The organism is Mycolicibacter senuensis, from assembly GCF_003284925.1.
Classification (GTDB): domain Bacteria; phylum Actinomycetota; class Actinomycetes; order Mycobacteriales; family Mycobacteriaceae; genus Mycobacterium; species Mycobacterium algericum_A.
In genome coordinates, this window is the sequence record NZ_QMEX01000117.1 from 1 (window position 1) to 11175 (window position 11175).

Sequence of the window (11175 nt, forward strand, 5' to 3'; positions counted from 1 at the left end):
GCACCTCCTCGACCAGGTCGGCTGGCTGGCGCAGGTCCGGCCGCCAGCTCGGCGGGGTGACGGTCAGGGTTGCGCCGTGGGCCGCCACGGTGCAGCCGATCTGGTTCAGCCGCCGGGCGGTGGTGCCCGCGGGGTAGCTCACCCCGGCGGTGCGGTCCGCCAGGTCGGCGGCGATCTCGATGGGCGCTGGGTTCCAGTTCTGCACGGGCGGGTCGCCGCGCCAGTCGGTCAGCGTGGGTTCGACTGTGCCCCCGGCGATCTCTACGAGCAGCATCGCGCAGCGGTCCAGCACGGCAACCGAGATGGCCGGGTCCACGGCGCGTTCGTAGCGGCGGGCGGCCTCGCTGGGCAGGTGCAGCCGCCGCGCGGTCCGCGACACCGCCGCGGGATCCCAGATCGCGGCCTCCAACAGCACGTCGGTCGAGTCGTCGCGCATCTCGGTGCTGCCCGAGCCCATCACGCCGCCGATCGCGGCGGTCGCGACGTCGTCGACGATCAGCACATCGGCCGGGTCCAGCTTGCGTTCGATGTCATCGAGGGTGGTGACGGTCTCGCCGGGCGCCGCGAAGCGCACCCCCAACCCGCCGGTGATGCGTGACCGGTCGTGGGCGTGCATCGGGTGGCCGAGTTCGACCATCACGTAGTTGGTGGCGTCGACGGCCGGCGAGATCGCCCGGATACCGCAGAGCAGCAGTCGGCGCTGCAGCCACCACGGCGACACCGCCGCCGGGTCGATGCCGGTGACACCGCGTAGCGCGAAGCGGCGCACGCCGGTGTCGGGTTGCACGGTCAGCGGCCAGGCCTCGCCGTCGGCGGGCAGCGGCGGGACGGCGGCCGGATCGGCGAAGTCGAGGTCCAGCGCGCCCGCCAGATCGCGTGCCAGGCCCCGCACCGACATGCAGTAGCCGCGGTCGGGGGTGATGGCCAGCTCATAGACCACGTCGTCGAGGCCGAGGACCTCGGCGGCGTGGGCACCGGGGTCAGCGGTGCCCGACGGTAGTACGAGGATGCCGGAATGGTCGGTGCTCAGCCGGATTTCGGATGCCGAGCAGATCATCCCATCGCTGGTGCGGCCGTAGGTCTTGCGGGTGGCGATGGTGAAGTCACCGGGCAGCACCGCACCCGGCAACGCGACCACCACCAGGTCATCGACCGCGAAATTGGTGGCGCCGCAGACGATCTCACGTGGCTCTGCCTCGCCGACGTCGACGCGGCAAGCCCGGATCGGCTTCTTGAACTCGGTGAGTTCCTCGATCTCGACGACCCGGCCGACCTTCAGCGGGCCGCTGACCGGCCCCAGGGTGTGGACCGCCTCGACCTCGTGGCCGATTCCCAGCAGGGCCTGCTCCAGGGCGTCGGCGGAGATGTCGAAGCCGGGCGCGCCCGCGGCCAGAGCGTCCCGCAGCCAGCTGTGGGGAATGCGCATCAGGCACCCACCCCGAACGGCAGCGAGAACCGGACATCACCTTCGACCATGTCACGCATGTCGGGGATTCCGTTGCGGAACTGCAGGGTTCGTTCCAGGCCCATGCCGAACGCGAAGCCGGAGTACTCGTCGGGGTCGATGCCCACGGCGCGCAGCACGTTGGGGTGCACCATGCCGCAGCCGCCCCATTCGACCCAGCCGGGCCCGCCTTTCTTGCCCTCGAACCAGATGTCGACCTCGGCGGACGGTTCGGTGAACGGGAAGAAGTGCGGGCGGATACGGGTCTTGGCGGCCGGCCCGAACTCCGATTGTGCGAACGCGTCCAGGGTGCCGCGCAGGTGCGCCATGGTCAGTCCACGGTCCACCGCCAGCCCCTCGACCTGGTGGAACACCGGGGTGTGGGTGGCGTCGAGTTCGTCGGTGCGGAAGGTGCGCCCGATCGAGACGACGTAGACGGGCAGATCGCGGGCCAGCAGGGCGCGGATCTGCACCGGGGAGGTGTGGGTGCGCAACAGCTGGCGTGAGCCTGCCGGGGCGATGTGGAAAGTGTCCTGGTCGCTGCGCGCCGGGTGATCGACGGGGAAATTCAGCGCGTCGAAGTTGAAGTGCTCGGCTTCGACCTCGGGGCCTTCGACCACCTCCCAGCCCATCGCGACGAAGGTGTCGGCGACGTGTTCGGCCAGCTGGGTGATCGGGTGGCGGGCTCCGACGGGCCGCCGCGCCGACGGCAGCGTGACGTCGATGCTCTCGGCGGCCAGCACGGCGGCGTCGCGTTCGGCGCGCAGTGCCGCCAGCCGCTCGTCGTAGGCCTGCTGGGCCTGGGTGCGGGCGGCGTTGACGCGCTTGCCGGCGTCGGCCCGGTCGGCCTTGTCCAGTTTGGCCAGCGCCTGGCGGGCCAGCGCCAGCGGCGCCTTGTCGCCGAGGTGCTCGGTCTTGGCGTGGGCCAGCGCGTCCAGATCGGCGGCGGCGGCGAAGGCGCGCTGCGCTGCTTGCAATGCCGAGTCGAGGGTCGCGTCGGACACGACGGACGGGTCGACAGGTTGTTCGCCCACGCGACGGGACTCTCCTTGCTGGCTGTGACTTTGGTTGAGACGCAAGCGTCGATCTTATCGACACGACGGCGAAAGCCCCGCACGTGGTGTGCGGGGCTTTCGGCCGGCGGGTTAGCTGCCGCTGTTGGCGGCCTTGGGTTCGGCCCCCGCGCCGCCAGCACCGCCTTCGACACCATGCGTGTCAGTTGGAGCCGCGGGCTTGACGCCGGGGTCGCCTGCCACGCTGCCCGACTTGCCGCCGGTGCCACCGGTGCCGCCGGCGCCACCCTTGATCTTGTCGACACCGTCGCCGCCGTTGCCGCCGTGACCGCCATCGCCACCGTGGCCTTCGGTGTCGGAAGCGGTGCTGCTTCCGCCGTTGCCGCCGTTGCCGCCTTTGCCGACGATGACGCCTTGGCCGTTCGTGGGAGCGGTGCCGCCGCCTGTGAGGGTCCCAGCCGTCGCCGCCGTCGCCGCCATTGCCGAAGAACCCGGCGGCACCACCGTCACCACCGTCCAGACCCTGCACGGTGGAGTCCCAGCCGTCGCCCCCATCGCCGAACCACAACCCGCCGGCGCCACCGTCGGGATCGGTCTGGGTGCCGTCGACACCGTTGCAGATCAGGCCGCAGGCGCCATCCAGGCTGTCCTCGCCGTTGATGGCGACGTAGGCAGCAGTGAGGGCCTGGTCGATCTGCTGGCCCAGACCGCTGGTGATCCAAGCCTCCATGGCGGTGTGCCACGGGTCGTACATCCACGACTCGACCACGCTTGCCGGGTCCAGATCGGGGTTGCTCAGCAGCAACTGGTCCCAGAACGGCGAATCGCCGAAGACGTCGTCGGCCCCGGTGGTGTCCACCGCCGAGCCTGCGATCAAGGTGGGGTCGAACAGGTCCATCAGCCAGTCGAGACCATCCGCGTGGGCGTCGGGTGCGGTGGCCAGCGGGGCCATCCCGAACGCCAAGAACGCGGCCGTCGAGCCCCCCGCCCCGAGCAGCCGACGGCGACGGTGTGCCGTCGTACCGGATGTCTGCTGATGATGCGTCGTGGTGCGTTTGCTGATAGTCATCTACCTACCTCCCAGGTGTGGACTACTCGAGATTTCATCAAAGCCTTACCTCGGTAAGGACTTCCCCAAACTAACGAGGTCCCCAAGAGGCAGCAACCTCAGGCCGAGACTCACAGGAACGCCGCGGCCCGTTGGCTTTTCGCGTAGGAGATTGTTCACTTATACGGGTCGCAGTGCATGTCTTCGAACTGGACTGCGCTCAGTAACAGGTCAGCTGTGGGCCACAATCGCATACGGTTACCGCAGCTGATTCCCAGGGCTCACCGTCCCCGTTTGCCGTGCGGCGTCCGGCATTTCGCATCCCGCCTAGCAGGTCAGCGCGACCGCAGCCTCGGCGGTGTAGCACAGGAAGGTCAGCGTCTCCTGCAGGTACAGCTGCACGTTCTCGGCGTCGTGCGACAGATAGCCGATCGCCACGTCGGTGCCCAACTGCAGGTCGAAGTCACCGCCGCGCGTGGTCAGCACGAACGCGCCGTCGATCGCCGGCGCCCAGATGATGTCGCCGGTGACCAACCGGCGCAGGTGCTCGAGGATCGGATAGCCGTGATCGGAGGTCTCGGCAACCTTGGTGTAGGCATCGGCGGACAGCAGCACCGAGTACGGGCCGTCCACCCCGGCCAGCCGCAGCGCCGAGAGCGCTTGGCTGACCACGTCCGGGATGTCCCTCGGGTCGTCCGGCAGCGTCAACTCGGCATTCGAGCTGGCGCTGCGGATACCCTCCACCGAGGCGGCCGGGTACCCGCCGAAGATGATGCGGTCCTCGGCGAACGCCAGCTTCTTGGCCGCGACCTTAACCGGATCCCAGTCGGGATCCTGCGAGCCCCGCTCAACATCGTCGATCTCCGCACGCGACAGGGTGAACGGAACCCGCAGGCGCACCAACGGTTTGCTGTCACGCAGGTGCGCAACCACACCGTCGGCCGGGTCACCGATCGCGGTCAGCCGGCCGGTGCCCACCGCTGCCGCCGTCGGGCCGGCCGGCTCGCTCACATCGACCACCCGGCGTCCGGCGATGTGCCGCTTGAAGGTCCGGGCCGCCTCCTGCTCGATGTCGGCCCAAGCCGCTTCGGTGACCGGGGCCAGATCGCGATACAGGTTGTTCATTGCGAGATTCCTTTCAGGCTGCCGATATTCAGTGAGCCATCAACGCCGGGGCCGGCGGTCTCGACGGGCGTAGCGGGCTCAGTGGGGGCCGGGGCCGCCGCCAGGCCCGGCAGCGGCGGCGGATCGTCGAGGAAATCGGCGGTGGGGGTGAAGAACAGCCCGCCGGTGAGCGCGGTGGAGAAGTCCAGGATGCGGTCGGTGTTGCCCGGCGGGTCACCCAAGAACATGTTGCGCAGCATCTGCTCGGTGACTTGCGGGCTGCGCGCGTAGGCGATGTAGTACGTGCCGGATTCGCCGCTGCCCACCGAGCCGAACGGCATGTTGTGCCGCACGATCTCCAGCTCGTTGCCGTCCTCGTCGGTGATCACGTTCAGCGCGACGTGGGAGTTGGCCGGCTTCACCGCGTCGTCGTATTCGATGTCGTCGGCCTTGGTGCGGCCGATCACCCGCTCCTGCTCGGTGACCGGTAACGCTTCCCAGGCGGCCATATCGTGCACGTATTTCTGGATGTGCACATAGGAGCCGCCGGCGAAGTCCGGATCCTCGTCGCCGACGGCGGTGGCGTCGCGCGCCTCGTCGCCGACCGGGTTCTCGGTGCCGTCGACGAAGCCGAGCAGGTCGCGATTGTCGAAGAATCGGAAGCCATGCACCTCATCGACCACGGTGATCGCACCCGCCATCGCCTTGACGATGCGGCCCGCGAGCTCGAAGCAGACGTCCATCGTCTCGCCCTTGACGTGGAACAACAGGTCGCCCGGGGTGGCCGGCGCGCGGTGGCGGGGACCGGTCAGCTCGACGAACGGGTGCAGCTCGGCCGGGCGGGGCCCGCTGAACAGCCGGTCCCAGGCGTCCGAGCCGATCGAGGTCACCAGCGACAGCCGCTTGGTCGGGTCGCGAAAGCCGATCGCCCGGGCGAAACCGGCCAGCTCCGGCAACGCCTCGTGCACGGTCGGCTCACCACCCTCATCGATGGTGGCGACCAAGAAAATAGCCGCACAGGTCAAGGGCGCGATCACGGGCTGAGCAGACGGCACGGTATCGACCCTAACGCGCCGGCTGCACCCAAGATGCGAAAGACTTGAGCACATGGCGGCCACCGCAACCGGATTATGCGAGTTCATCGACGCCTCACCGTCGCCGTTTCACGCGTGCGCGACCGTGGCCGAACGGCTGCATGCCGCCGGTTACACCGAGCTGGCCGAGACCGACCGCTGGCCGGCAGCACCCGGTCGCTACTTCCTGGTGCGGGCCGGGTCGCTGGTGGCATGGAATGGTTCTGCGCACGACGGCCACGCCTGGCCCTTCCGGATCATCGGCGCGCACACCGACAGCCCGAACCTGCGGGTCAAGCAGCACCCGGCCCGAGAGGTGGCCGGCTGGCAGCTGGTGGCGTTGCAGCCCTACGGCGGTGCCTGGCTGAACTCCTGGCTGGACCGCGACCTCGGTGTCAGCGGGCGGCTCTCGGTGCAGGCCGGTACCGGAATCGCCCACCACCTGGTCCGCATCGACGAGCCGATCCTGCGGGTGCCGCAACTGGCCATCCACCTGGCCGACGATCGCAGGTCGGTCACGCTGGATCCCCAGCGTCACCTCAACGCGGTGTGGGCCGCCGGCGGCGCGCCCCCCGACTTCCTCGGCTACCTGGCCGAACGCGCCGGCGTGGAACCGCGCGACGTGCTGGGGTTCGACCTGATGACCCATGACCTGGCGCCGTCGGCGGTGACCGGGACGGGCCAGGAGTTCGTCAGCGCGCCGCGGCTGGACAACCAGGCCAGCTGCTACGCCGGGCTGGAAGCCCTGCTGGCCGGCGAGCCGGGGCCTTTCCTGCCGGTGCTGGCGCTGTTCGACCACGAGGAAGTCGGGTCGACCTCGGATCACGGCGCCCAGTCCGATCTGCTGCGAGGCGTCCTGGAGCGGATCACGCTGGCCGCCGGCGGGGACCGGGAGGATTTTCTGCGGCGGCTGGCAGGCTCGACGCTGGCCTCGGCGGACATGGCGCACGCCACCCACCCCAACTACCCGGACCGTCACGAACCGGGCCACCAGATCGCGGTCAACGCCGGACCGGTGCTCAAGGTGCAACCCAACCTGCGCTATGCCACCGACGGCCGCACCGCCGCGACGTTCGCCCTGGCCTGCCACCAAGCGGGAGTGCCGCTGCAGCGTTACGAGCATCGCGCCGACCTGCCGTGCGGATCCACCATCGGTCCGATGAGCGCGGCCCGCACCGGCATCCCCACCGTCGACGTGGGCGCACCGCAGCTGGCCATGCATTCGGCGCGCGAGCTGATGGGCGCGCGCGACGTGACCTTCTATGCGGCGGCCCTGACGGCCTTCCTGGCTCCCGACTGAGCCCAAATCGGTGCCATACACTGTGGCCGTGACCTCCCCGACCCCGCTCGACACCGTCGAACACGCCGCGGCCACCCCCGATCATCCGCAACCGTTCGCCGAGCTGGGCCTCAAAGACGACGAGTACCAGCGCATCCGCGACATCCTGGGCCGCCGCCCCACCGACGCCGAGCTGGCCATGTACTCGGTGATGTGGAGTGAGCACTGCTCCTACAAGTCCTCCAAGGTGCACCTGCGCTACTTCGGCGAGACCACCACCGACGAGATGCGCAAAGCCATGCTGGCCGGCATCGGGGAGAACGCCGGCGTGGTTGACATCGGCGACGGCTGGGCGGTGACCTTCAAGGTGGAGTCGCACAACCACCCGTCGTACGTCGAGCCGTATCAGGGCGCGGCCACCGGGGTCGGCGGGATCGTGCGCGACATCATGGCGATGGGGGCGCGGCCGATCGCGGTGATGGACCAGCTGCGGTTCGGTGCCGCCGACGCCCCCGACACCCGCCGGGTGCTCGACGGGGTGGTGCGCGGCATCGGCGGCTACGGCAACTCCCTGGGCCTGCCCAACATCGGCGGCGAGACCGTCTTCGACGCCTGCTACGCCGGCAACCCGCTGGTCAACGCGCTCTGCGTCGGGGTGTTGCGCAAAGAGGACCTGCACCTGGCGTTCGCGTCGGGCACCGGCAACAAGATCATCCTGTTCGGGGCGCGCACCGGGCTGGACGGCATCGGCGGTGTCTCGGTGCTGGCGTCGGACACCTTTGGCGGCGACGAAACCGGTAGCGGCAGAAAGAAACTCCCGTCGGTTCAGGTCGGCGACCCGTTCACCGAGAAGGTGCTCATCGAGTGCTGCCTGGAGCTCTACGCCGCCGGCCTGGTGGTCGGCATCCAAGACCTCGGCGGCGCCGGATTGGCTTGCGCCACTTCCGAGCTGGCATCGGCCGGTGACGGCGGCATGGCGGTCGAACTGGAGAAGGTCCCGCTGCGCGCTGCGAACATGACCCCCGCCGAGGTGCTCTCCAGCGAATCGCAGGAGCGGATGTGCGCGGTGGTGGCCCCGGAGAACGTCGACGCCTTCATGGCGGTCTGCGCCAAGTGGGAGGTGCTGGCCACGGTGATCGGTGAGGTCACCGACGGCGACCGGCTGCAGATCACCTGGCATGGGCAGACGGTCGTCGACGTCCCGCCCCGCACGGTGGCCCACGAGGGACCGGTCTACCACCGCCCGGTGGCCCGCCCCGACACCCAGGACGCGCTGAACGCCGACCGCTCCGACAAACTTCCGCGACCGGCCTCCGGCGAGCAGCTACGCGCGACTCTGCTTGCGCTGCTGGGTAGTCCACACCTGTGCAGTCGCGCCTTCATCACCGAGCAGTACGACCGCTACGTGCGCGGCAACACGGTGCTGGCCGAGCACGCCGACGGCGGCATGTTGCGCATCGACGAGGCGTCCGGACGCGGAATCGCCATCTCCACCGACGCCTCGGGCCGCTATACCAAGCTGGACCCCTACGCCGGCGCCCAGCTGGCGCTGGCGGAGGCCTACCGCAACGTGGCGGTCACCGGCGCCACGCCGGTCGCCGTCACCAACTGCCTCAACTTCGGGTCGCCGGAAGACCCCGGCGTGATGTGGCAGTTCGCCGAGGCGGTGCGCGGTCTGGCGGACGGCTGTGCGGCACTGGGGATTCCGGTCACCGGCGGCAACGTGAGCTTCTACAACCAGACCGGCGCGACACCGATCCACCCCACCCCGGTGGTCGGGGTGCTCGGCGTCATCGACGATGTGAACCGCCGGCTGCCGACCGCGTTCGGCGTCGAGCCGGGCGAGACGTTGCTGTTGCTCGGTGACACCCGCGACGAGTTCGACGGATCGATCTGGGCGCAGGTGACCGGCGACCATCTGGGTGGCCTGCCGCCCAAGGTCGACTTGCAGCGGGAGAAGTTGCTCGCCGACGTGCTGTGTGCGGCGTCGCGCGACGGCCTGGTCTCCGCCGCCCACGACCTGAGTGAAGGCGGGCTGATCCAGGCCGTGGTCGAATCGGCGATCGCCGGCGAAACCGGTTGTCGCATCCTCATTCCCGAGGGTCCCGAGGCTGTCGACCCGTTTGTTTTCTTGTTCTCCGAGTCGGCGGGGCGGGTGCTGGTCGCGGTGCCGCGCACCGAGGAGAGCCGGTTCCGGTCGATGTGCGAGGCACGCGGTCTGCCGGTGGCCCGCATCGGTGTGGTGGACCAGGTCTCGCAGCAGGTCGAGGTCCAAGGCCAGTTCAGCGTGTCGCTGGCCGAACTGCGCAGCACATCAGAGGCGGTGCTGCCGGGGATCTTCGGATAGCCGTACCGGCATGGGGACCACGGCCGCACCCCCGCGCAGGCACCCACTTTTCGTGTGGGCGTGGGGGCTGTTGCGGCTGAAGTTCGTCGGCGTGGCGTTCGGTGCGCTGTTCTTCTGTCTGTCGCTGACCCCGTCGCTGCTACCGCGCGATTGGCTGTTCCAGGGGCTGATCGGTGGCATCAACGCCGCTTTCGGATACGGCCTGGGAGTGGTGATCGGCGCGGCGGTCGACCGATTCGTGCTGCGCGGCGCCCGGTGGTGGCCGCCGTCGAAACGGGTGCTGCTCATGCTGAAGACGGCCGTCGTGGTGGCGGCACCGACCGCGTGCGTGCTCATGCTCATCCCGGCCGCCGGCTGGCAGCGGCAGGTTTCCGAACTGCTGGGCATCGAGGGCCCTGGAACGCTGGGCTACCTGCGCACCCTGGCTGTGGCGAGCGGTGTCGCCGCTGCCCTGGTGTCGACGGTGCGCACGCTGATCGACGCCAGCCGCCTGCTGGCGCGGGCGCTGATTAGGCGATGGCATCTGCACAGCGAGGTCGCCCTTTTCATCGGCACCGCGATCGTCGTCGTGCTACTGGTCAGCCTGATCAACGGGGTGCTCATCCGCGGGTTCTTCGCCGGTGCCAGCGCGGTGTTCCAGCCCGAGAACAGCGCCACCAAACCCTGGGCGATCCAGCCCCAGCAGCCGGAGCGGTCCGGCAGCCCGGCGTCGTTGGCGCCCTGGGGGACCCTGGGCAGCCAGGGCCGCAGCTTCGTTTCCGGCGGCGCACACGCGGGGGAGCTGAGCCGGATCAACGGGCGGCCCGCCCGCGAGCCCATCCGCGTCTATGCCGGCCTGCACAGCGCCGACGACGACCAGGACCGGATGGAACTGCTGGTCGACGAACTGGAACGCACCCGTGCCTTCGACCGCCGGCTGCTGGTGGTGATACCGACCACCGGCACCGGCTGGGTCAATCCGGCCGCCGCGGACTCACTGGAGCTGCTCTACAACGGTGACACCGCGATTGTCGCCGTCCAGTACTCCTACCTGCCGAGCTGGATCTCCTTCCTGGCCGACCAGCGCAAATCGATGGACTCCGGCCGGTTGCTGGTGCACACCATCGCGCAGCGCTGGCAACGCCTGCCGGCCGACCATCGGCCCAAGCTGGTGCTCTACGGCGAAAGCCTGGGAGCGATGGCCGGTCAGGCCGCGTTCGACTGGCTGCCCGACATCGCCGAGATGGGTTTCGACGCGGTGCTGTGGGTGGGACCCCCGCAGGCCAGCCCGCTGTGGCAGGCGCTGATGGTGCGACGCGACCCGGGCAGCACCGCGACGCTGCCGCGCTACGACAACGGCCGCACCGTGCGGTTCTCGCAGGCCACGTATCCCGCCGAGATCGCCCGGATCGCCGCGCCGCCGTGGGACGGCCCGCGGGTGCTGTTCTTGCAGCACGCCTCCGACCCGGTGGTGTGGTGGTCACCGGATCTGCTGTTCGCCCGGCCGGACTGGCTCACCGAGCCTCCCGGCCCGGACCGCACCGCGTCGATGCGCTGGTACCCGGTGGTGACGTTCTGGCAGGTCAGTGCCGACCTGGCGCACGGCGAATCGATGCCGGCCGGGCACGGCCACAACTACTCCGACACCATCCTGGACGGCTGGATGGCGGTGTTGCCGCAGCAGGGTTGGACACCGGCCGACACCGAGCGGGTGCGCTCCGCATTGCGCGAGGCGCGTGGTAGCGACGGCCCGGTGTCGTAGGGCCGGTGCCATCGCCCGAGCGTGTACTGGTTGCGAAATCCCGGCCCGGATGTCGCAGTGGTTACACGGTGGGCGCGCAGGACGCCGCCGCACCCGAATACCCTGAGGCACATGCCCGCTGCCGCC

The 11175-nt window shown here is 69.7% G+C and carries 8 protein-coding genes; 3 read left to right on the forward strand and 5 right to left on the reverse strand.

All coding sequences use genetic code 11. From position 1 onward, the window contains the following. The 5 genes from DQP56_RS19075 to DQP56_RS19095 all read right to left on the reverse strand — a co-directional run. Positions 1 to 1426: phenylalanine--tRNA ligase subunit beta (locus DQP56_RS19075; RefSeq protein WP_133258971.1), on the reverse strand; the 1426-nt coding region annotated here is incomplete at its 3' end. Then, complete coding sequence (gene pheS, locus DQP56_RS19080; protein ID WP_112688103.1) at positions 1426 to 2478, reverse strand: phenylalanine--tRNA ligase subunit alpha; 1053 nt, start codon at positions 2476 to 2478, stop codon at positions 1426 to 1428. The genes DQP56_RS19075 and pheS, both read right to left, overlap by 1 nt. A 181-nt stretch (positions 2479 to 2659) precedes the next feature. After that, positions 2660 to 3526 (reverse strand): PGRS repeat-containing protein, encoded by an 867-nt coding sequence (locus DQP56_RS19085; RefSeq protein WP_133258972.1) that lies wholly within the window; start codon positions 3524 to 3526, stop codon positions 2660 to 2662. A 306-nt stretch (positions 3527 to 3832) separates the two neighbouring features. Continuing rightward, positions 3833 to 4630 (reverse strand): family 1 encapsulin nanocompartment shell protein, encoded by a 798-nt coding sequence (locus tag DQP56_RS19090; RefSeq protein WP_112688107.1) that lies wholly within the window; start codon positions 4628 to 4630, stop codon positions 3833 to 3835. Next, the gene (locus tag DQP56_RS19095; RefSeq protein WP_112688109.1) at positions 4627 to 5664 is read right to left on the reverse strand and encodes a Dyp-type peroxidase; all 1038 of its coding nucleotides are present in this window, start codon (positions 5662 to 5664) and stop codon (positions 4627 to 4629) included. Before DQP56_RS19095 ends, DQP56_RS19090 begins: the two co-directional genes overlap by 4 nt. 52 nt (positions 5665 to 5716) lie before the next feature. Between DQP56_RS19095 and DQP56_RS19100 the strand changes: the two genes are divergently transcribed. Genes DQP56_RS19100 through DQP56_RS19110 form a run of 3 tightly spaced genes read left to right on the forward strand, consistent with a single transcriptional unit; the run spans position 5717 to position 11049 of the window. After that, the gene (locus tag DQP56_RS19100) at positions 5717 to 6982 is read left to right on the forward strand and encodes a M18 family aminopeptidase (protein WP_112688111.1); all 1266 of its coding nucleotides are present in this window, start codon (positions 5717 to 5719) and stop codon (positions 6980 to 6982) included. Between the two features lie 22 nt (positions 6983 to 7004). Further along, positions 7005 to 9308, forward strand: coding sequence for a phosphoribosylformylglycinamidine synthase subunit PurL (gene purL / locus DQP56_RS19105; RefSeq protein WP_112688113.1), 2304 nt, complete (start codon positions 7005 to 7007; stop codon positions 9306 to 9308). A gap of 10 nt (positions 9309 to 9318) precedes the next feature. Continuing rightward, positions 9319 to 11049: an alpha/beta hydrolase gene (locus DQP56_RS19110; RefSeq protein ID WP_112688115.1), complete on the forward strand. Its 1731-nt coding sequence runs from the start codon at positions 9319 to 9321 to the stop codon at positions 11047 to 11049. Positions 11050 to 11175 lie beyond the last annotated feature (126 nt).